Raw genomic sequence first — 20,019 nt, 5'->3', positions numbered from 1 at the left:
TCTTTGTCAGGTCCAATCTTCGAAGAAGGTGCTGCCCGCTTCGGCGCGGATCGCCTGGCCGGCATTGATTCCGAGCGCCTCGGCATCGCGGCGGTGGCCCTCGATGGTGGTCGTGTGCACTTGGCGGCCATCAGGGGTGAGGATCATGCCGAAGAAGCGCAGATGATCGCCTTCGCAAATTGCGTAGCCGGCTATCGGCGTGCGACAGGAACCGTCGAGCGCCGCCAGGAAGGCACGTTCACAGGATACGGCGTCGAAGGTCGGCCCGTCATTGACGGCAGCGAGCAGGTCATTCATCCTGATATCATCGATGCGGCTCTCAATGGCGATTGCGCCTTGTGCGGGTGCTGGAGGGAATTCGTCCGGGTCGAGAATATCGGTGATGACCTCGACCATCCCGAGCCGCTTCAGGCCGGCAAGCGCTAGCAAGGTCGCGTCGGCCTGCCCCTCTTCCAGCTTGCGCAGACGCGTCTGGACGGAGCCGCGGAATGTGATGACATTGATATCAGGGCGCAGACGGCGGATCAGCGCCTGCCGACGCAGCGACGCAGAGCCGACTGTTGCACCATGCGGCAGCTCGATCAATTTCGGCGCGGTGCGGCCGATAACGGAATCGCGGATATCTTCGCGCGGCAGATAAGCGGTGAGCGCCAGGCCGTGCGGCAGTTTCGTCGCCATGTCCTTGGCCGAGTGCACGGCGAAGTCGAGCTCGCCCGAGGTCAGCTTTTCTTCCAGCTCTTCCGTGAACAGGCCCTTGCCGCCGATTGCCGCAAGCGAGCGGTCGGTGATGCGGTCGCCCTTGGTGGTGAGAACGACGATTTCGAACATCTCCTCCGGAAGGCCATGGGCCGCCATCAGGCGGTCGCGCGCTTCTCGCGCCTGGGCGAGCGCCAGCGGGCTGCCGCGCGTGCCGATCCGGAAAGGTTTTGTTTGCATCCGCTTTGATCCGTTGTTACCGACAGTTCCCGTAACCATATTTCCGCTTTACCGCAATCGACCTGTAGGCAACGAACTTTCTCCATGACACCCGTTCTTCGTATTCTCGGCATCGAAACAAGCTGCGACGAAACCGCTGCGGCCATTGTCGAGCGCCGGGATGACGGCACGCCCATGGTCTGTTCCGATGTCGTCCTCAGTCAATTGGACGAGCATAGCGCCTATGGCGGCGTCGTGCCGGAAATTGCTGCGCGTGCGCATGTCGAGGCGCTCGATACGCTGATCGACGAAGCATTGAAACGCGCCAATGTGTCGCTCTCGGACGTCGATGCCATTGCCGCCACGTCCGGCCCGGGCCTCATCGGCGGCCTGCTCGTCGGGCTGATGACCGGCAAGGCGATCTCGCGCGCGACAGGCAAGCCATTATACGCCATCAACCATCTGGAAGGCCATGCCCTGACGGCACGGCTGACAGACGGACTTGCCTTTCCCTACCTCATGCTGCTCGTTTCCGGCGGCCATACCCAGCTGATCCTGGTGCGCGGTGTTGGTGAATACGAGCGCTGGGGTACGACGATCGACGATGCGCTCGGCGAAGCCTTCGACAAAACGGCCAAACTTCTGGGACTGCCCTATCCCGGCGGCCCTGCCGTGGAAGCAGCCGCGAAAAACGGCAATCCGGACCGTTTCGATCTGCCACGGCCGCTGGTCGGCGAGACGCGCCTCGATTTTTCCTTTTCCGGCCTGAAAACGGCGGTGCGGCAGGCGGCCACTGCGATTGCTCCTGTCACCGAGCAGGATATTGCCGATATCTGTGCCTCCTTCCAGAAGGCGATCTCGCGCACGCTGAAGGACCGAATTGGCCGCGGCCTGCAGCGCTTCAAGACGGAATTTCCGAAGACGGCGGAACAGCCGTCGCTTGTCGTGGCCGGCGGTGTCGCCGCCAATCTCGAGCTGCGCCGCACGCTGCAGGAGCTTTGCGACGCCAACGGTTTCCGTTTCATCGCGCCGCCATTGAGACTGTGTACGGACAATGCCGTCATGATCGCCTGGGCTGGACTGGAGCGCATGGCGACGGGTGCGGCGCCTGACGATCTCGATGTGCAGCCGCGCTCGCGCTGGCCGCTGGATCAGAAGGCGGAAACTCTGCTCGGGCACGGCAAACGGGGAGCAAAGGCATGAGCGGCAACGAGCGGATCGCAGTCATCGGCGCTGGCGCTTTCGGCACGGCGCTCGCAGCCGTCATCGCATTGACCGGCCGCAGCGACGTCACCCTCGTCGGCCGCAAGGCCGGTCTGATGGCGGATCTCGCCGCCGATCGCATGCATGATGCCGTGTTGCCCGGGATCGAGCTGCCGGATTCGTTGCGGTTTTCGGCCGAGGCGGACGCCGTTTCCGATGCCGGCATCGTCCTCTTCGCCATGCCTTCGCAGGCGCAGGCCGATGCTGCCCGCCATTATGGTCCTTATCTCACCAAGGATGCCGTCGTCGTCACCTGCGCCAAGGGTATCGACAAGGTTTCCGGCGATCTGCTGACCGAAATGCTGGAGCGCGAACTGCCGGAGCATGCCATCGCCGTTCTCTCCGGGCCGGGCTTTGCCTCCGATATCGCCAAAGGCCTGCCGACTGCCATGGCGATCGCTGCCGCAGACATGGCGGTGGCGGAACGGCTTGCGCAGGCGATTTCCGGCCCGACGTTCCGCCTTTACGCTTCGGATGACCGTATCGGCGTGCAGCTCGGGGGTGCCTTGAAGAATGTTCTCGCGATTGCCTGCGGTATCGTCGAGGGCCGCGGCATCGGGGATTCCGCCCGGGCGGCGCTGATCAGCCGCGGTCTTGCCGAGATGTCACGCTTCGTCGCGGCCAAAGGCGGCAAGGCTGAAACCGTGCGCGGCCTGTCGGGTCTTGGCGACCTCGTGCTGACGGCCACAAGCCATCAATCGCGCAATCTCAGATTTGGTATTGCCCTTGGCAGGGGAGAAACGGTGGATCCGACGCACGGCACGCTGGTTGAAGGCGCTTATGCGGCCTCCATTGCCGCGCGGCTGGCCCACAAACTCGGCGTCGACATGCCGATCACCGACGCGGTGTCCGCCATCATCGACGGCAAGCTCGACATAGCCACCGCCATCGGGCAGTTGATGACGCGGCCGATCACTACGGAATAGTTTCTGGATATTTGAAGGAGCAAGCAATGCTTTTCGCCTTTGTCTGCAAGGACAAGCCCGGTCACCTGAATGTTCGCATGGAGACGCGTCCGGCGCATCTGGAGCATCTGAACAAGCTCAATGCCGAGGGCACGTTGAAGATGGCCGGTCCATTCCTGGATGCGGACGGCAAGCCGAACGGTAGTCTCGTTGTCGTCAAGGCCGAGAGTGCCGGGGCAGCCAAGGCGATTGCCGATGCCGATCCCTATACGAAGGCCGGCCTGTTCGAGAGCGTCGAGATCAAGCCGTTCAACTGGGTCTTCAACAATCCGGAGGCATGAGAGATGGCGCATTGGCTTTATAAATCCGAGCCGTCCTCCTGGTCCTGGCAGCAGCAGAAGGATGCCGGAGCAAAAGGCACCGAATGGACCGGCGTGCGCAATTATCTCGCCCGCAACAACATGCGGGCCATGCAGATCGGCGACAAGGGCTTCTTCTATCATTCCAATGACGGGCTCGAAGTCGTCGGTATCGTCGAGGTCTGCGCGCTGGCGCATCCGGATTCGACCGCCAAGGACGATCCGCGCTGGGAGTGCGTCGACATTCGCGCGGTGCGCGACATGCCGAAGCCGGTGACGCTGAAGGACATCAAGGCCAACCCGAAGCTTTCGCAAATGTCGCTCGTCACCTCGATGCGGCTTTCCGTGCAGCCGGTGACCGATGAGGAATGGCTCGAGGTCTGCCGCATGGGCGGCTTGGACAATCCGCCGGTCTGATCCGGCTGAAAGGTGTTGTGAAAACCGATCCCGAAAGCTTCATCCTTGCCAATACCAGCCTCATGGCGCCGCCGCATGTGCCGGAAATCCGGCTGCATCTGGCAAGCGAGGCGCATGAGCTCTGGCTGAAGACGGAAGAGGAGCTGGAAGAGATCGGCCTGCCGCCGCCCTTCTGGGCCTTTGCCTGGGCGGGCGGCCAGGGTCTCGCGCGCTATATCCTCGATCATCCCGAGATCGTTGCCGGCAAAACGGTGCTGGATTTTGCCAGCGGCTCCGGGCTTGTCGCGATTGCCGCCAAGCGAGCGGGTGCGGCCCATATGCTCGCGGTCGATATCGATCCTTGGGCGGGCACGGCGATCCGGCTCAATGCCCTTGAAAACGGCGTCACCGTCGATTTTTCTGGCGATGACATCATCGGTCGCGCCGTGAATGCGGACGTTATTCTTGCCGGCGACGTTTTCTACGATCGCGACTTTGCAGCGGGGCTCGTTCCCTGGCTGCGGCGACTGGCCGGTGAAGGCAAGGGCGTTCTGGTCGGCGATCCCGGCAGGGCCTATCTTCCCAAGGATCGTCTGGAAGAGCAGGCGACCTATCAAGTGCCGGTGACGCGGGCGCTCGAGGACAGCGAAGTCAAGAAAACGACGGTCTGGCGATTTCTCGCCGATTGAGAATCATCAGTGCCGGATGACGCAGACGCCGGCTTCGTATGAGCAGGGATTGCCGGCATAGCGGACATCGATGACCTTCGCCTTCGGTCGCAGCTGCGCCACAGCGGACCGAGCATAAGGATTGTAGCCGCCATAGCCGATAACATAGGTGCCGCCGTCAGCCCGATAGACGTCGGCCGAACCGGCATAGCTGCCGGCGCTTGCCGCATCGCGTCGTTCCATGATCACGATCCGGGCGGGTTGCTGCCCTGAACTCTGCGGTTGGGATATCTGGTTGAGGCGCACGATGCCGGAGCGGTTGTGATGGTGCCAGTGGCGATAGTCGCCGGCCGAAGTTGGCGTCGAGGAAAGAGCGGTTGCCGCTAAAACGAGCGCTGCTGCCTTGAAAAGATGCGGGGTCATGATTCGATCCGCTTCGGTTCGTTAATGAAATCTTAACGGCAGATTGCCCGAAGACAGCAGCGAAGTCCATGTCAGGCTTGCCGAAATGGTAAATGGGCCGGAATGAGAGGCTCTTCTCTGCATGCTCGCTAAAGTGCAGAGCGATCCGAATCGATTAAATTCGATGCAGGCATCAATTGTGCTTGTCGATGGCCGTCTGTGTGATTAATGGTCGCAATGATGCAACGCACACTGCGCATCCCCGCGCGCGTTGCCCCGGATATCCGGGTTCTAAGCGTATCGTAACGCCGCGAGGTTCTGATGGCGAACGTCACACAAAACCGGCCTCTGTCGCCGCATCTGCAAATCTACAAACCCATTCCCACCATGGTCATGTCGATCGTCCACCGCATCACCGGCGGCGCGCTCTACTTCGGCACGCTGCTGGTCGCCTGGTGGCTGATCGCCGCGGCGACGGGTCAGGGCTATTTCGATCTGGTCAACTGGATCATGGGTACGATCATCGGCCGTATCATCCTGCTCGGCTACACCTGGGCGCTGCTGCATCATATGCTGGGTGGCTTTCGTCATTTCATCTGGGATCTCGGGCACGGTTTCGATCCCGCCGTCTCGACGAAGATGGCCAAGTTCACGCTCATCGGCTCGATCTGTCTGACCGCGCTGGTCTGGATCATCGGCATCATCATCCGGCTGGGTTGATTGGCATGATCGCTCCCGGAAGCGCCTGGGCGCATTTCGGGATCATGCTTTAAAGGATATTTCTCATGGATATGCGCACTCCTCTGGGCAAAGTCCGCGGTCTCGGTTCCGCCAAGGAAGGTACCGATCATTTCTGGCGCCAGCGCCTGACCGCCGTTGCCAACGTTCCACTTTTCCTCTTCTTCGTCATCTTCCTGATGATCTATGCCGGCGCGCCCTACGCTGAAGTCGTGCATGCGATCTCGAACCCGATCGTCGCCGTCATCTTCGGCCTGATGGTGATCTCCGCCCTCATTCATATGAAGATCGGCATGCAGGTCATCATCGAGGACTATGTTCATGGCGAATTCGCCAAGATCGTCCTTCTCATGCTCAACACGTTCTTCGCGATCATCGTGGCGGGGCTCTGTCTTTTCGCCATTCTGAAGATCGCGTTCGTAGGATAATTGCATCATGGCACCGAACTCATCCGCTCAGAATGGGCCCGCTCAAAACGGGAAAGCCTACAAGTATATCGACCACTCCTATGACGTGATCGTCGTCGGTGCCGGCGGCGCCGGCCTACGCGCCACGCTCGGCATGGCCGAACAGGGTTTCCGCACCGCCTGCATCACCAAAGTTTTCCCGACCCGCTCGCACACCGTCGCGGCCCAGGGCGGCATCGCCGCCTCGCTGCAGAACATGACGCCGGACAGCTGGCAATGGCACCTTTACGATACCGTCAAGGGCTCCGACTGGCTCGGCGATGTCGATGCCATGCAGTACATGGTGATGGAAGCGCCCAAGGCTGTCTACGAGCTCGAGCACTATGGCGTGCCCTTCTCGCGCAACGAAGAAGGCAAGATCTATCAGCGCCCGTTCGGCGGCCACATGCAGAATTTTGGTGAGGGACCGCCGGTGCAGCGCACCTGTGCCGCTGCCGACCGTACGGGCCACGCCATCCTGCATACGCTCTACGGCCAGTCGCTGCGCAACAATGCGGAATTCTTCATCGAATATTTCGCGCTCGACCTCATCATGTCCGATGATGGCAGCCGCTGCACCGGCGTCGTTGCCTGGTGCCTCGATGATGGCACGATCCATCGCTTCGCCGCCAAGATGGTGGTGCTGGCGACAGGCGGCTACGGCCGCGCCTATTTCTCGGCGACCTCTGCCCATACCTGCACCGGCGATGGCGGCGGCATGGTGGCTCGCGCCGGCCTGCCGCTGCAGGACATGGAATTCGTGCAGTTCCATCCGACCGGCATCTACGGTTCGGGCTGCCTGATCACCGAAGGCGCGCGCGGCGAAGGTGGCTATCTCGTCAATTCCGAGGGCGAGCGTTTCATGGAGCGCTATGCTCCTTCGGCGAAGGACCTTGCCTCGCGCGACGTCGTTTCGCGCTGCATGACGCTTGAGATCCGCGAGGGTCGCGGCGTCGGCAAGAACAAGGATCACATCTTCCTGCATCTCGACCATCTCGATCCGGCCGTGCTGCACGAGCGCCTGCCCGGCATTTCCGAGAGCGCCCGTATCTTCGCCGGCGTCGATGTCACGCGCGATCCGATCCCCGTGCTTCCGACCGTTCATTACAATATGGGCGGTATTCCGACGAACTACTGGGGCGAAGTGCTCAACGCCGACAGCAACAATCCCGAACGCGTGCTGCCGGGCCTGATGGCCGTCGGCGAAGCCGGCTGCGCGTCGGTGCATGGCGCCAATCGCCTCGGCTCGAACTCGCTGATCGACCTCGTGGTCTTTGGCCGTGCCGCCGCCATCCGCGCCGGGCAGGTCATCGACCGCAACAGCCCGGTTCCGCCTGTGAATGTCGCGGCCTGTGACAAGATCATGGAGCGCTTCGATCGCTTGCGCCACGCCAGCGGCTCGACGCCGACGGCAGCGCTGCGCGAGAAGATGCAGCGCGCCATGCAGGAAGACGCCGCCGTGTTCCGTACCCAGGAATCGCTGGAATCCGGCCGCCGCCGCCTTTCGGGGATCTGGAAGGAACTGCCCGATATCAAGGTCACCGACCGCTCGTTGATCTGGAATTCCGACCTCGTGGAAACGCTGGAACTGCACAATCTTATGGCCAACGCCATCACGACGATCTACGGCGCCGAGGCCCGCAAGGAAAGCCGTGGCTCGCATGCCCGCGAGGACTATACCGAGGGCAAGTTCGCCGGCCGTGACGACGAAAACTGGCGCAAGCATACGCTTGCCTGGGTCAATGAGGCAGGTGACGTGAAGCTCGACTATCGTCCGGTTCACACCGACCTGATCGCCGAAGGCATCGATCCGCACAAGATCGAGCCGAAGGCACGCGTGTATTGATCTGAGAGGAACTGACCATGGTTGAACTCGCTCTCCCCAAGAACTCTCAGATGCGCGAAGGCAAGGTCTGGCCGAAGCCGGTCGGTGCCAAGAACACGCGCGAATTCCGCGTCTATCGCTGGAGCCCGGATGACGGCCAGAACCCGAGCATCGATACCTACTATATCGATGTCGACGATTGCGGCCCGATGGTGCTCGACGGTCTGCTCTACATCAAGAACAAGATCGACCCGACGCTGACGCTGCGCCGTTCCTGTCGCGAAGGCATTTGCGGCTCCTGCGCGATGAACATCGACGGCACCAACACGCTCGCCTGCACCAAGGGTCTGGACGAGATCAAGGGTACGGTGAAGATCTATCCGCTGCCGCACATGCCCGTCGTCAAGGACCTCGTGCCGGATCTGACGAACTTCTATGCCCAGCACCGCTCGATCGAGCCCTGGCTGAAGACGGTTTCCCCGCCGCCTGCCAAGGAATGGAAGCAGAGCCATGAAGACCGTCTGAAGCTCGATGGCCTCTATGAGTGCATCCTGTGCGCCTGCTGCTCCACTTCCTGTCCGAGCTATTGGTGGAACGGCGACCGCTATCTCGGCCCGGCCGTTCTGCTGCAGGCCTATCGCTGGCTTATCGACTCCAGAGACGAAGCCAAGGGTGAGCGCCTCGACAATCTCGAGGATCCCTTCCGCCTCTATCGCTGCCATACGATCATGAACTGCGCCCAGACCTGCCCGAAGGGTCTGAACCCGGCCAAAGCGATCGCCGAAATCAAGAAGATGATGGTCGAGCGGCGGGTCTGACCCGCCGTTTCCGGCCGTTTAACCGCAAAATCAAAATGCTTCGGCATGCTCGCCGAAGCGCCCGCATGTCCCGCAGATGATCCGCGATATGCGGCCGTTGTGAGGGCATTCGAACAGAGGCGGGCGTTGGAGAAATAGCCGAATTGACCGCTCGCAGTCATTTTGGATGAGTTGCAGCTGGTTAAGCCTTGAAACCACCCGATTCTTGTCCAGCTATGGCCTTCGGCAATTTGTGGCGGTATCGACTTGATTAACCAAAGTGAAATACGATAATTCGGACATCATTAAATATCACTTTGTTGATGTCAGCGGTGGACAATCATTTAGGAGTGTGATGATGCAGTTTAGATATGCAGTGACGGCTGCGGCGATTGGCCTGTCGCTTGCCGGTTGCCAGCGCACGGCATACAATAACGACAGTTATTCGTCTCCGGCACCACTGCAGGCTCAGCCTGTTCCTTCCGTCCAATCCAGCCAGCTTCCGCCTCCCGGCGCCGGTAACGGCTCGCAATTCCCGGCGGCGCCGGCGAGCGCGCCGAATGCGGCCAATCCGGCGCAGCAGCAGGCGATGGCGGCTTCGGCTATGGATGTCACGAAGGAATCGATGGTCGGCAGCTGGAAGGTGAGCAATGGCGGATCGAGCTGCGATATGTTCCTGACACTGACCAACCTTGGCAGCGGCTCACGTGGCGGTACGCGCGGCTGCGCGGGTGAACTCACCTCGATGGGGTCGTGGGAAGTCTCCGGCAAGCAGGTTCTCCTGAAGAATCGTGACGGTTCGACGATCGGTACTGTCTACAAGACGGCCGATTCGCGTTTTGACGGTTCGACTGCCTCCGGCCAGCCGCTCAGCCTCAGCCGATAAGCTTATTTGAGAAGGGCAGTACCCTTCGGGTGCGCCCTTATTTTGCACAGGCGGATATTTCCCCATGCAGCCCATGCCAGATTATTCGATCAGCGTCTGCGAACAGCTGAAGGCGCTGACGGCGTCCGGATCCCTTCAGGTGGATTCGGCGCAGATGGATGTGGCGAAAATGCTGGACCGGGTGCTTGCCGAGCTCAAGCGCAAGCGCCCCGCCGCAAAATCCAGCGCGCTCGGCTGGATGTTTGCTGCGCGCAAGAAGTCGGTCGAGACGATCAAGGGCCTCTATATTCACGGCAGCGTCGGGCGCGGCAAGACCATGTTGATGGACATGTTCTTCTCGATGGCGCCCTGCCAGAAGAAACGCCGGGCGCATTTCTTCGAGTTCATGACCGATGTGCACAATCGCATCGCGACGCAGCGTCTGAAATTCAAGAATGGCGAGACGAAGCAGGCCGATCCTATTCCGCCTGTCGCCGCCGATCTCTATGCTGAAGCCGAGCTGCTGTGCTTCGATGAATTCACCGTCACCGACATTGCCGATGCGATGATCCTCTCGCGGCTGTTTTCGGAGCTGTTTTCGCTCGGCTGCGTGCTGATCGCCACATCGAATGTCGAACCCGATAATCTCTACCGCGATGGGCTCAATCGTGGTCTCTTCCTGCCCTTCATCGATCTGCTCAAGAAGCATGTCGATGTGGTGACGCTGGATTCACCCACGGACTATCGCATGGAGAAGCTGAACAGCCAGCCCGTCTATCTGACGCCGCTCGACCAGCGCACCGACATGGCGATGGATGCCTCCTGGATGCAGGCGCTGCACGGGCGCAAGGCGCAGCCGGTGGAAATCCCGATGAAGGGGCGCTCCATCCATGTGCCCCTTGCCGTCGACCGCATCGCACGCTTTTCTTTCGCCGATCTCTGCGACGCGCCGCTCGGTCCTGCCGATTTCCTCGCCATCGCCGAACGTTTCGATACGATCTTCCTCGATCGCGTGCCGAAGCTCGGGCCGGACAAGCGCAACCAGACGAAGCGTTTCATCATTTTGATCGACACGCTTTACGACCATAATATCCGCCTCTACGTCTCCGCGGCTGCCATGCCTGAAGATCTGCTGGAGGAGCGGCGGGGGACGGAAGGCTTCGAATTCGACCGCACGGCATCGCGGCTTTTCGAGATGCGTAGTGCCGAATATCTCGCTCAGACTCCGGCCAGGCGCGCCGCCGAGTAACATTTCGGTGACAAGTTAACTTACGTTTACGTAAGAATTTTTCGATCTAACCGATTGAAATTCCTGATCTCAAAATAATCAATTGCCAATTTCGGCCTTTGGGTCTATGCGATTGGCGGCTATTGTGGATGCCTGTCACGGTGTCCCGCCACGGATTTTGATCGCAAAGGATACACCGAAATGGCGCGCAACAAGATCGCACTTATTGGTTCTGGCATGATTGGTGGCACGCTGGCGCATCTCGCCGGCCTGAAGGAACTGGGCGACATCGTCCTGTTCGACATCGCGGACGGCATTCCTCAGGGCAAGGGTCTCGACATTGCCCAGTCTTCTCCAGTCGAAGGCTTCGACGCCAATCTCACGGGCGCCAGCGACTATTCTGCGATCGAAGGCGCTGACGTCTGCATCGTCACCGCAGGCGTTCCCCGCAAGCCGGGTATGAGCCGCGACGACCTTCTCGGCATCAACCTCAAGGTCATGGAACAGGTCGGCGCCGGCATCAAGAAATATGCCCCGAACGCTTTCGTGATCTGCATCACCAATCCGCTCGACGCCATGGTCTGGGCGCTGCAGAAATTCTCGGGCCTGCCGACCAACAAGGTCGTGGGCATGGCTGGCGTGCTCGATAGCTCACGCTTCCGCCTCTTCCTCGCCAAAGAATTCAACGTATCGGTCGAAGACGTCACGGCTTTCGTTCTCGGCGGCCACGGCGACTCGATGGTTCCGCTCGCCCGCTACTCTACCGTTGCCGGCATCCCGCTGACGGACCTCGTCAACATGGGCTGGCTGACCGCCGAGCGCCTCGAAGAAATCATCCAGCGCACCCGTGACGGCGGCGCCGAGATCGTCGGCCTGCTCAAGACCGGTTCTGCCTATTACGCTCCAGCCGCCTCCGCTATCGCCATGGCCGAGTCCTACCTCAAGGACAAGAAGCGCGTCCTGCCCTGCGCCGCTCACCTCGATGGCCAGTACGGCGTCAAGGACATGTATGTCGGCGTTCCAACCGTTATCGGTGCCGGCGGCATCGAGCGCGTTATCGAGATCGATCTGAACAAGGCCGAAAAGGAAGCCTTCGACAAGTCGGTCGCAGCCGTTGCGGGGCTTTGCGAAGCCTGCGCCACGATCGCGCCGTCGCTGAAGTAATTTCCGCCTTCCAACAGGGATAGACCCATGAACATTCATGAATACCAGGCCAAGGCGCTGTTGAAGAGCTATGGCGCACCCGTCGCGGACGGCGTTGCCATCTTCTCCGCCGATGAAGCCGCTGCCGCTGCCAAACAGCTTCCGGGCCCGCTTTACGTCGTGAAGAGCCAGATTCACGCTGGCGGCCGCGGCAAGGGCAAGTTCAAGGAACTCGGCCCGGACGCCAAGGGCGGCGTTCGCCTCGCCAAGTCCGTTGACGATGTTGTCGCCAACGCCAAGGACATGCTCGGCAACACGCTGGTGACCAAGCAGACCGGCCCGGCCGGCAAGCAGGTCAACCGCCTCTACATCGAAGACGGCGCCGACATCGACCGCGAACTCTATCTCTCGATCCTGGTCGACCGTTCCGTCGGTCAGGTTGCTTTCGTCGTTTCGACCGAAGGCGGCATGGACATCGAGACCGTTGCGCACGACACGCCGGAAAAGATCATCACCGTCGCCATCGACCCGTCGACGGGCGTGACGGCTGCCAACACGGCTGCTCTTTCCGACGCGCTGAAGCTCGAGGGTGCTGCCCGCGAAGACGCTGCCAAGCTCTTCCCGATCCTCTACAAGGCCTTCGTCGAGAAGGACATGGCGCTCCTCGAAGTCAACCCGTTGATCGTCATGACCAATGGCCGCCTTCGCGTTCTCGACGCCAAGGTTTCCTTCGATGGCAACGCGCTCTTCCGTCATGAAGACATCCGCGCGCTGCGCGACACGTCCGAAGAAGACGAGAAGGAAATCCAGGCGCACGAATACGACCTCGCCTATGTCGCCCTCGACGGCAACATCGGCTGCATGGTCAACGGCGCCGGTCTCGCCATGGCAACCATGGACATCATCAAGCTCTACGGCGCTGAGCCGGCGAACTTCCTCGATGTCGGCGGTGGCGCCACCAAGGAAAAGGTTACGGCCGCCTTCAAGATCATCACCGCCGATCCGGCTGTCCAGGGCATTCTGGTCAACATCTTCGGCGGCATCATGAAGTGCGACGTCATTGCCGAAGGCGTGCTTGCAGCCGTCAAGGAAGTCGGTCTGAAGGTTCCGCTCGTCGTTCGCCTCGAGGGCACCAATGTCGAGCTCGGCAAGAAGATCATCAACGAATCCGGTCTCAACGTCATCTCCGCAGATGACCTGGACGATGCCGCCCAGAAGATCGTGAAGGCAGTCAAGGGCTGATCGGGATGGCTGCTTCCTTCGCTCCAACGGCTGCTCATCTTCGCCTCGGTGCCTTTGCCGGCACCTGGGAGGGAGAAGAGCGTGTCGCGGCTTCGGCCTGGACGAAGGAAGGCACGGCAACCGCGCAACTCACGGCCGAGTGTCTGTTCGGCGGATTTTTCGTCGAACAGCGTTATGTCCAGATGCGGGACGGCGCCACATCGTTCGAAGCCCGGAACATTCTCGGCTTCGACGCTGCGGATCAGGCCTACAAGCTCTATCAGTTCGACACGGTGGGCTTTACGCCCGCCGCGCCGGCCTCCGGCGAGTGGATCGACGACAAGCTTGTCCTGACCAAGGTCTCGCCGCGCGGCGAGCAGCGCACTCTCTTTCAGTTCGAAAATGAAGACTGCTACCGCATGGGCGTCACTTTTGCGCCCGCCGGCAGCGATACATGGCAGGAGGTCGTCAGCGGCTTGTACCGTCGCGTTGCCTCCGCGTCTTCCAACCTCTCGTAACAAAGGCCTCGCATGTCTATTCTCATCAACAAAGACACCAAGGTTCTGGTTCAGGGCCTGACCGGCAAGACCGGCACTTTCCACACTGAACAGGCACTTGCCTATCACGGCACGAAGATGGTCGGCGGTATCCACCCTTCCAAGGGCGGTGAAACCTGGACCGGCTCCAAGGGCGAAAAGCTGCCGATCTTCAAGTCCGTCGCCGAAGGCAAGGAAGCAACCGGCGCCAACGCTTCGGTCATCTACGTTCCGCCGGCAGGCGCTGCGGCTGCAATCCTCGAAGCGATCGAAGCCGAGATCCCGCTGATCGTCTGCATTACGGAAGGCATTCCGGTTGCCGACATGGTCAAGGTCAAGGATCGTCTCATCAAGTCGAAGTCGCGCCTGATCGGGCCGAACTGCCCGGGTGTTCTGACCCCGAACGAATGCAAGATCGGCATCATGCCGGGCTCCATCTTCAAGAAGGGCTCCGTCGGTGTTCTCTCGCGTTCCGGTACGCTGACCTATGAAGCCGTGTTCCAGACCACCAATGAAGGCCTCGGCCAGACGACGGCCGTCGGCATCGGCGGCGATCCGGTCAAGGGCACCGAATTCATCGACGTCCTGGAAATGTTCCTCGCCGACGACGAAACCAAGTCGATCATCATGATCGGCGAAATCGGCGGTTCGGCAGAAGAAGATGCCGCACAGTTCCTCAAGGACGAAGCCAAAAAGGGCCGCAAGAAGCCGATGGTCGGCTTCATCGCCGGCCGCACTGCACCTCCCGGCCGCACGATGGGCCATGCTGGCGCCGTCATTTCCGGCGGCAAGGGTGGCGCGGAAGACAAGATCGCGGCGATGGAATCGGCAGGCATCCGCGTGTCGCCATCGCCGGCGCGTCTCGGCAAGACGCTGGTGGAAGTCCTGAAGGGCTGAGCCTACCTATAGCAAGGCCGGACGGGGCGGTGGTCGCCTTGTCCCGTCCGGTTTCGACATTCGCAAGTGCATACCGACGGCCTTGATGGCCTCAGACGAAATACGGTCGCCGGGGACCCGAAAACCGGCAATGCAAACAAGTTGGGAGACGGGCGAGAGCGCCCGCAGATTCACCATGGCAAGGCAAGAAGCCAACGAGCAATTTCAGATCACCTCGTTCCTGGATGGCGCCAATGCTGCCTATATCGAGCAGCTCTACGCGCGCTATGAGGACGATCCTTCATCGGTCTCCGACGAGTGGCGGTCTTTCTTCAAGGCGCTCGAGGATAGTCCCGACGATGTGAAGAAGGCGGCCAAGGGCGCCTCCTGGCAGCGCAAGAACTGGCCGATCCAGCCGAAGGGCGATCTGGTCTCGGCGCTCGACGGCGACTGGGGCGTTGTCGAAAAGGTCATCGAAACCAAGCTGAAGGCGAAGGCGGAAACTGCCGGCGCGCCGGCGAGCGCGACCGACGTGCTGCAGGCGACGCGCGATTCCGTCCGCGCTATCATGATGATCCGCGCCTATCGCATGCGCGGCCATCTGCACGCCAAGCTCGATCCGCTCGGCATCGCCGCACCGGTCGAAGACTACAAGGAACTGTCGCCGGAAGCCTACGGCTTCACCGAGGCCGACCTCGACCGCAAGATCTTCATCGACAACGTGCTCGGCCTCGAATTCGCAACCATTCGCGAGATGATCGAGATCCTCGAGCGCACCTACTGCTCCACCCTCGGCGTCGAGTTCATGCACATCTCCAATCCGGAGGAAAAGGCATGGATTCAAGAACGCATCGAAGGTCCGGACAAGGGTATCGCCTTCAATCCCGAGCGCAAGAAGGCCATCCTGCAGAAGATCATCGAAGCCGAAGGCTATGAGCAGTTCCTCGACGTCAAGTTCAAGGGCACCAAGCGCTTCGGCCTGGACGGTGGTGAATCGCTGATCCCGGCACTTGAGCAGATCCTCAAGAGCGGCAGCCAGCTCGGCCTGAGAGAAGCCGTGTTCGGCATGGCTCACCGCGGCCGTCTGAACGTGCTGTCTCAGGTCATGGGCAAGCCGCATCGCGCCATCTTCCACGAGTTCAAGGGCGGCTCCTATGCGCCTGACGAAGTCGAAGGTTCGGGCGACGTGAAGTACCATCTCGGTGCATCCTCGGACCGCGATTTCGACGGTGCCAAGGTGCACGTCTCGCTGACGGCAAACCCGTCGCATCTGGAAATCGTCAATCCGGTCGTCATGGGCAAGGCCCGCGCCAAGCAGGACATGGGCGCTACCCAGTGGGATGGCGACATCATCCCGCTGTCCGAGCGCGCCAAGGTCGTGCCGTTGCTCATCCATGGTGACGCGGCTTTCGCCGGCCAGGGCGTCGTTGCCGAAATCCTCGGCCTTTCCGGTCTGCGCGGCCACCGTGTAGCCGGCACCATGCACGTCATCATCAACAACCAGATCGGTTTCACCACCAATCCGGCCTTCTCGCGCTCGTCGCCCTATCCGTCCGACGTCGCCAAGATGATCGAAGCGCCGATCTTCCACGTCAACGGCGACGATCCGGAAGCGGTTGTTTATGCCGCCAAGATCGCGACCGAATTCCGCATGAAGTTCCACAAGCCGGTCGTGGTCGACCTCTTCTGCTATCGCCGCTACGGCCACAATGAAGGCGATGAACCGTCCTTCACGCAGCCGAACATGTACAAGGTCATCCGCGCCCACAAGACGGTGCTGCAGATCTATTCCCAGCGGCTGATCAGCGAAGGCGTGCTGACCGAAGGCGAAGTCGAGAAGATGAAGGCCGACTGGCGCGCCCATCTCGAGCAGGAGTTCGAGGCCGGCCAGTCCTACAAGCCGAACAAGGCCGATTGGCTTGACGGTGAGTGGTCCGGCCTGCACACGGCAGACAATGCCGACGAGCAGCGCCGCGGCAAGACCGCCGTGCCGATGAAGTCGCTGAAGGAAATCGGCCGCAAGCTGTCGGAAATCCCCGCCGGCTTCCATGCGCACCGCACCATCCAGCGCTTCATGGAAAACCGCGCGAACATGGTGCAGACCGGCGAGGGCATCGATTGGGCCATGGCGGAAGCCTTGGCATTCGGTTCGCTCGTCGTCGAAGGCCACAAGATCCGCCTGTCCGGTCAGGATTGCGAACGCGGCACCTTCTCGCAGCGTCATTCGGTTCTCTACGATCAGGAGACCGAAGAGCGCTATATCCCGCTCGCCAATCTCTCGCCGACGCAGGCTCGCTACGAAGTCATCAACTCGATGCTCTCGGAAGAAGCGGTTCTCGGCTTCGAATACGGCTATTCCCTTGCCCGCCCGAATGCGCTGACCCTCTGGGAAGCACAGTTCGGCGATTTCGCCAATGGTGCACAGGTCGTGTTCGACCAGTTCATCTCGTCGGGCGAACGCAAGTGGCTGCGCATGTCCGGCCTCGTCTGCCTGCTGCCGCATGGCTATGAAGGCCAGGGTCCGGAACATTCTTCGGCCCGTCTGGAACGCTATCTGCAGCTCTGCGCCGAAGACAATATGCAGGTCGCCAACGTCACGACGCCGGCGAACTACTTCCACATTCTGCGCCGTCAGTTGAAGCGCGACTTCCGCAAGCCGCTGATCCTGATGACGCCGAAGTCGCTGCTGCGCCACAAGCGCGCTGTATCGACCCTTGCGGAGATGGCCGGCGAAAGCTCCTTCCATCGCCTACTCTGGGATGATGCGGAACTGATCAAGGACAGCCCGATCAAGCTGCAGAAGGACAACAAGATCCGTCGCGTCGTCATCTGCTCGGGCAAGGTCTATTACGATCTGCTGGAAGAGCGCGAGAAGCGCGGCATCGACGACATCTACCTGCTGCGCATCGAACAGCTCTATCCGTTCCCGGCCAAGGCGCTCATCAACGAGCTCAGCCGCTTCCGCAATGCGGAGATGGTCTGGTGCCAGGAAGAGCCAAAGAACATGGGCGCATGGTCCTTCATCGATCCCTATCTGGAATGGGTGCTTGCCCATATCGATGCGAAGTACCAGCGCGTTCGCTACACCGGCCGTCCGGCTGCCGCCTCTCCGGCGACGGGCCTGATGTCCAAGCATCTGTCGCAGCTTGCGGCGTTCCTCGAGGACGCGCTCGGCGGTTGAGGGGTTGCGCGATGACCGGGTTTCGTTCGAAAGTCGGGTCGTCGCGTCCCAGCCTTCCGCATGATGCGACGGGGGAGAAGATGGCCGCCATGCAGCAACATGCCGCCTATCGCCACAACCAGGCAAATGCCCGGTCGACCATTGTCGTCCGGGTATCTGCGCCGTGGCGTATCACCCGTCCCCCGGCCGTCTGTCGCCGGAATTCCATTCAACTCATAAAGACGAAAAATCAGGATTTGAACAATGGCCACTGAAATCCGCGTTCCTACCCTCGGCGAATCCGTCAGCGAAGCGACCGTCGGTACCTGGTTCAAGAAGGTCGGCGATGCCATCAAGGCCGATGAGCCGCTTCTCGAACTCGAAACCGACAAGGTGACGATCGAAGTTCCGGCGCCTGCTGCCGGCACGCTTTCTGAAATCGTCGCCCAGGCCGGCGAAACCGTGGGTCTTGGCGCGCTGCTCGGCCAGATCTCCGCCGGTAACGGCGCTGCCGCCGCTCCGGCACAGGCTGCTGCACCCGCCGCTGCTGCTGCTCCGGCGCCTGCCGCCGCTGCACCGGTTGCCGCCCCCGCCGTTTCCGCTCCGGCTTCTTCCATGCCGCCGGCGCCGGCTGCTGGTAAGCTGCTTGCTGAAAACAATCTCTCCGCCGATCAGGTCGAAGGCAGCGGCAAGCGCGGCCAGGTCCTGAAGGGTGATGTGATCGCTGCCGTTGCCAAGGCTGCATCGGCTCCGGCCGCCGCACCGGCAGCACCTATTGCCGCCCGCGCGCCGACCGCCGTCGAGGACGTCAACCGCGAAGAGCGCGTCAAGATGACCCGCCTGCGCCAGACGATCGCCAAGCGCCTCAAGGATGCGCAGAACACCGCCGCCATGCTTACCACCTACAACGAGGTGGACATGAAGGCCGTCATGGACTTGCGCAACAAGTACAAGGATATCTTCGAGAAGAAGCACGGCGTGAAGCTCGGCTTCATGGGCTTCTTCACCAAGGCCGTCACCCATGCGCTGAAGGAACTGCCTGCTGTCAACGCCGAGATCGACGGCACCGACATCATCTACAAGAACTACTGCCACGTCGGCATGGCCGTCGGTACCGACAAGGGCCTTGTCGTTCCCGTGATCCGCGATGCCGACCAGATGTCGATCGCCGAAGTCGAGAAGGAACTTGGCCGTCTGGCAAAGGCTGCTCGCGACGGTACGCTGGCAATGGCCGACATGCAGGGCGGCACCTTCACCATTACCAATGGCGGCGTCTATGGTTCGCTGATGTCCTCGCCGATCCTCAATGCGCCGCAGTCGGGCATTCTCGGCATGCACAAGATCCAGGAGCGTCCGGTCGCCATCGGCGGTCAGGTCGTCATCCGTCCGATGATGTATCTGGCGCTCTCCTACGATCACCGCATCGTCGACGGCAAGGAAGCGGTCACCTTCCTCGTGCGCGTCAAGGAAAGCCTGGAAGATCCGGAACGTCTCGTTCTCGATCTCTAAGGGGAGCGTTGGATCATGTCGACATGGCCCATGCGGACGCTGCGCGGATTGCTATGCGCCGTCGCCGCATGGGTGCCATCCTCCGCCGGCGCGGGTGAGCTCGACATTTCCAAGCTCAGCAGCAATCTCGATCTGGCGTCGCTTGGCGACGCCGATCTTGCCGCCCGCTCGATCAATGTCCTGCGCATCGGCAAGGTGGAACTGACCTCCGGGCGTATCGTCGCCAGCGACCCGCTCGTCGGGCCTGACCGAGCGGCATTTTCCCGCACCGTTTCTCCCGGCGATTATCCCGTCACCTTGTATCAGGCCTTCGGCCGCATCGCTGCGGCCAGCATGCGCTTTGCCGATGGCAAGCCGGTGCGCTGGGAGCTGGCGGTGGTCCCCGGCCAGGATATCAATTCGCTGAAGAATGATGAGTTCTTCGGCTATCCGGTCGATGCCGGTCTCGGCTGCTACATGGATACCAACACCTTCGCGCTGATCCAGGAGCGCGAAAAGCAGGTCCAGGCAGAGAAGTCGTCGCCGGATATCAACTACTATGATGATGTTCTGGCGTCCGAGCTGAAGCCCAATAACGACGACTACGTCTTACATCGGCCGATATCGGGCAAGCGCGGCAACGTCGCCATCTTCTCGAGCGGCTGGGGTGATGGCTTCTATCCGGTGTTTTGGGGGCTGGATGCCGCCGGCAGGCCGCTGGTTCTGTTCACCGATTTCGGCGTCATGGAAAATGCCGACGGCCGGCGCGAGCCGGGAGGACAATGACG

20 protein-coding genes are annotated in these 20,019 nt (G+C 61.2%); 18 read left to right on the top strand and 2 right to left on the bottom strand.

Annotated features, from left to right (window positions below):
* Window positions 1–6: 6 nt before the first annotated feature.
* The gene (hemC, locus tag PH558_RS19785) at window positions 7–936 is read right to left on the bottom strand and encodes a hydroxymethylbilane synthase (RefSeq protein ID WP_285206125.1); all 930 of its coding nucleotides are present in this window, start codon (window positions 934–936) and stop codon (window positions 7–9) included.
* Window positions 937–1,020: 84 nt separating this feature from the next.
* Here hemC and tsaD point away from each other — a divergent pair, with 84 nt between their 5' ends.
* From tsaD to PH558_RS19760, 5 genes are read left to right on the top strand one after another with little or no spacing between them, the layout of a single operon-like run.
* Complete coding sequence (tsaD, locus tag PH558_RS19780) at window positions 1,021–2,118, top strand: tRNA (adenosine(37)-N6)-threonylcarbamoyltransferase complex transferase subunit TsaD (protein ID WP_285206124.1); 1,098 nt, start codon at window positions 1,021–1,023, stop codon at window positions 2,116–2,118.
* Window positions 2,115–3,104: an NAD(P)H-dependent glycerol-3-phosphate dehydrogenase gene (locus PH558_RS19775; RefSeq protein ID WP_095432974.1), complete on the top strand. Its 990-nt coding sequence runs from the start codon at window positions 2,115–2,117 to the stop codon at window positions 3,102–3,104. The genes tsaD and PH558_RS19775 overlap by 4 nt, the downstream gene beginning before the upstream one ends.
* A 26-nt stretch (window positions 3,105–3,130) precedes the next feature.
* Window positions 3,131–3,424: a YciI-like protein gene (locus tag PH558_RS19770; RefSeq protein WP_113407834.1), complete on the top strand. Its 294-nt coding sequence runs from the start codon at window positions 3,131–3,133 to the stop codon at window positions 3,422–3,424.
* 3 nt (window positions 3,425–3,427) lie between these two features.
* Complete coding sequence (locus tag PH558_RS19765; RefSeq protein ID WP_113407833.1) at window positions 3,428–3,859, top strand: EVE domain-containing protein; 432 nt, start codon at window positions 3,428–3,430, stop codon at window positions 3,857–3,859.
* Complete coding sequence (locus tag PH558_RS19760) at window positions 3,811–4,527, top strand: class I SAM-dependent methyltransferase (RefSeq protein WP_285206123.1); 717 nt, start codon at window positions 3,811–3,813, stop codon at window positions 4,525–4,527. The genes PH558_RS19765 and PH558_RS19760 overlap by 49 nt, the downstream gene beginning before the upstream one ends.
* Window positions 4,528–4,533: 6 nt before the next feature.
* Here PH558_RS19760 and PH558_RS19755 read toward each other — a convergent pair whose 3' ends face one another.
* A complete protein-coding gene (locus tag PH558_RS19755; RefSeq protein WP_095432970.1) occupies window positions 4,534–4,929 on the bottom strand; it encodes a hypothetical protein in 396 nt (131 codons plus the stop codon).
* A 300-nt stretch (window positions 4,930–5,229) separates the two neighbouring features.
* Between PH558_RS19755 and sdhC the strand changes: the two genes are divergently transcribed.
* The 13 genes from sdhC to PH558_RS19690 all read left to right on the top strand — a co-directional run bounded on the left by sdhC (window position 5,230) and on the right by PH558_RS19690 (window position 20,017).
* Window positions 5,230–5,628 (top strand): succinate dehydrogenase, cytochrome b556 subunit, encoded by a 399-nt coding sequence (sdhC, locus tag PH558_RS19750; RefSeq protein WP_095432969.1) that lies wholly within the window; start codon window positions 5,230–5,232, stop codon window positions 5,626–5,628.
* A gap of 65 nt (window positions 5,629–5,693) precedes the next feature.
* The gene (gene sdhD / locus PH558_RS19745; protein ID WP_095432968.1) at window positions 5,694–6,074 is read left to right on the top strand and encodes a succinate dehydrogenase, hydrophobic membrane anchor protein; all 381 of its coding nucleotides are present in this window, start codon (window positions 5,694–5,696) and stop codon (window positions 6,072–6,074) included.
* Between the two features lie 7 nt (window positions 6,075–6,081).
* Window positions 6,082–7,938 carry a succinate dehydrogenase flavoprotein subunit gene (gene sdhA / locus PH558_RS19740; protein ID WP_285206122.1) on the top strand — a complete coding sequence of 619 codons (1,857 nt, stop codon included), beginning with the start codon at window positions 6,082–6,084 and terminating at the stop codon, window positions 7,936–7,938.
* 17 nt (window positions 7,939–7,955) lie between these two features.
* Window positions 7,956–8,735 (top strand): succinate dehydrogenase iron-sulfur subunit, encoded by a 780-nt coding sequence (locus tag PH558_RS19735; protein ID WP_075853671.1) that lies wholly within the window; start codon window positions 7,956–7,958, stop codon window positions 8,733–8,735.
* A gap of 337 nt (window positions 8,736–9,072) precedes the next feature.
* Window positions 9,073–9,600, top strand: coding sequence for a protease inhibitor Inh/omp19 family protein (locus tag PH558_RS19730; RefSeq protein ID WP_069613433.1), 528 nt, complete (start codon window positions 9,073–9,075; stop codon window positions 9,598–9,600).
* 64 nt (window positions 9,601–9,664) lie between these two features.
* Window positions 9,665–10,828 (top strand): cell division protein ZapE, encoded by a 1,164-nt coding sequence (zapE, locus tag PH558_RS19725; protein WP_095432966.1) that lies wholly within the window; start codon window positions 9,665–9,667, stop codon window positions 10,826–10,828.
* A 180-nt stretch (window positions 10,829–11,008) separates the two neighbouring features.
* Complete coding sequence (gene mdh, locus PH558_RS19720; protein WP_069613384.1) at window positions 11,009–11,971, top strand: malate dehydrogenase; 963 nt, start codon at window positions 11,009–11,011, stop codon at window positions 11,969–11,971.
* 27 nt (window positions 11,972–11,998) lie between these two features.
* Window positions 11,999–13,192 carry an ADP-forming succinate--CoA ligase subunit beta gene (gene sucC / locus PH558_RS19715; RefSeq protein WP_285206121.1) on the top strand — a complete coding sequence of 398 codons (1,194 nt, stop codon included), beginning with the start codon at window positions 11,999–12,001 and terminating at the stop codon, window positions 13,190–13,192.
* A 5-nt stretch (window positions 13,193–13,197) separates the two neighbouring features.
* Window positions 13,198–13,689 carry a DUF1579 family protein gene (locus PH558_RS19710; RefSeq protein ID WP_285206120.1) on the top strand — a complete coding sequence of 164 codons (492 nt, stop codon included), beginning with the start codon at window positions 13,198–13,200 and terminating at the stop codon, window positions 13,687–13,689.
* A 12-nt stretch (window positions 13,690–13,701) separates the two neighbouring features.
* Complete coding sequence (sucD, locus tag PH558_RS19705) at window positions 13,702–14,604, top strand: succinate--CoA ligase subunit alpha (RefSeq protein WP_106999258.1); 903 nt, start codon at window positions 13,702–13,704, stop codon at window positions 14,602–14,604.
* A 175-nt stretch (window positions 14,605–14,779) separates the two neighbouring features.
* Complete coding sequence (locus tag PH558_RS19700; protein WP_285206119.1) at window positions 14,780–17,764, top strand: 2-oxoglutarate dehydrogenase E1 component; 2,985 nt, start codon at window positions 14,780–14,782, stop codon at window positions 17,762–17,764.
* Window positions 17,765–18,007: 243 nt separating this feature from the next.
* Entirely contained in the window at window positions 18,008–19,252 is a 1,245-nt protein-coding gene (gene odhB, locus PH558_RS19695; RefSeq protein WP_095432960.1) for a 2-oxoglutarate dehydrogenase complex dihydrolipoyllysine-residue succinyltransferase, read from the top strand.
* A gap of 15 nt (window positions 19,253–19,267) precedes the next feature.
* Complete coding sequence (locus tag PH558_RS19690; protein ID WP_285206118.1) at window positions 19,268–20,017, top strand: DUF4241 domain-containing protein; 750 nt, start codon at window positions 19,268–19,270, stop codon at window positions 20,015–20,017.
* The last annotated feature ends 2 nt before the right edge of the window (window positions 20,018–20,019 follow it).

This window comes from Rhizobium pantanalense, assembly GCF_030182525.1.
Lineage (GTDB): Bacteria > Pseudomonadota > Alphaproteobacteria > Rhizobiales > Rhizobiaceae > Rhizobium.
The sequence above is the reverse complement of the archived record's forward strand: the minus strand, read 5'-3'. Positions and strand labels throughout refer to the sequence as shown.

Excerpts from the sequence above, each read along its gene's own strand:
- hemC (WP_285206125.1), bottom strand. The coding sequence starts at position 936 with ATGCAAACAAAACCTTTCCGGATCGGCACGCGCGGCAGCCCGCTGGCG.
- tsaD (WP_285206124.1), top strand. The coding sequence starts at position 1,021 with ATGACACCCGTTCTTCGTATTCTCGGCATCGAAACAAGCTGCGACGAA.
- PH558_RS19775 (WP_095432974.1), top strand. The coding sequence starts at position 2,115 with ATGAGCGGCAACGAGCGGATCGCAGTCATCGGCGCTGGCGCTTTCGGC.
- PH558_RS19770 (WP_113407834.1), top strand. The coding sequence starts at position 3,131 with ATGCTTTTCGCCTTTGTCTGCAAGGACAAGCCCGGTCACCTGAATGTT.
- PH558_RS19765 (WP_113407833.1), top strand. The coding sequence starts at position 3,428 with ATGGCGCATTGGCTTTATAAATCCGAGCCGTCCTCCTGGTCCTGGCAG.
- PH558_RS19760 (WP_285206123.1), top strand. The coding sequence starts at position 3,811 with ATGGCTCGAGGTCTGCCGCATGGGCGGCTTGGACAATCCGCCGGTCTG.
- PH558_RS19755 (WP_095432970.1), bottom strand. The coding sequence starts at position 4,929 with ATGACCCCGCATCTTTTCAAGGCAGCAGCGCTCGTTTTAGCGGCAACC.
- sdhC (WP_095432969.1), top strand. The coding sequence starts at position 5,230 with ATGGCGAACGTCACACAAAACCGGCCTCTGTCGCCGCATCTGCAAATC.
- sdhD (WP_095432968.1), top strand. The coding sequence starts at position 5,694 with ATGGATATGCGCACTCCTCTGGGCAAAGTCCGCGGTCTCGGTTCCGCC.
- sdhA (WP_285206122.1), top strand. The coding sequence starts at position 6,082 with ATGGCACCGAACTCATCCGCTCAGAATGGGCCCGCTCAAAACGGGAAA.
- PH558_RS19735 (WP_075853671.1), top strand. The coding sequence starts at position 7,956 with ATGGTTGAACTCGCTCTCCCCAAGAACTCTCAGATGCGCGAAGGCAAG.
- PH558_RS19730 (WP_069613433.1), top strand. The coding sequence starts at position 9,073 with ATGCAGTTTAGATATGCAGTGACGGCTGCGGCGATTGGCCTGTCGCTT.
- zapE (WP_095432966.1), top strand. The coding sequence starts at position 9,665 with ATGCAGCCCATGCCAGATTATTCGATCAGCGTCTGCGAACAGCTGAAG.
- mdh (WP_069613384.1), top strand. The coding sequence starts at position 11,009 with ATGGCGCGCAACAAGATCGCACTTATTGGTTCTGGCATGATTGGTGGC.
- sucC (WP_285206121.1), top strand. The coding sequence starts at position 11,999 with ATGAACATTCATGAATACCAGGCCAAGGCGCTGTTGAAGAGCTATGGC.
- PH558_RS19710 (WP_285206120.1), top strand. The coding sequence starts at position 13,198 with ATGGCTGCTTCCTTCGCTCCAACGGCTGCTCATCTTCGCCTCGGTGCC.
- sucD (WP_106999258.1), top strand. The coding sequence starts at position 13,702 with ATGTCTATTCTCATCAACAAAGACACCAAGGTTCTGGTTCAGGGCCTG.
- PH558_RS19700 (WP_285206119.1), top strand. The coding sequence starts at position 14,780 with ATGGCAAGGCAAGAAGCCAACGAGCAATTTCAGATCACCTCGTTCCTG.
- odhB (WP_095432960.1), top strand. The coding sequence starts at position 18,008 with ATGGCCACTGAAATCCGCGTTCCTACCCTCGGCGAATCCGTCAGCGAA.
- PH558_RS19690 (WP_285206118.1), top strand. The coding sequence starts at position 19,268 with ATGTCGACATGGCCCATGCGGACGCTGCGCGGATTGCTATGCGCCGTC.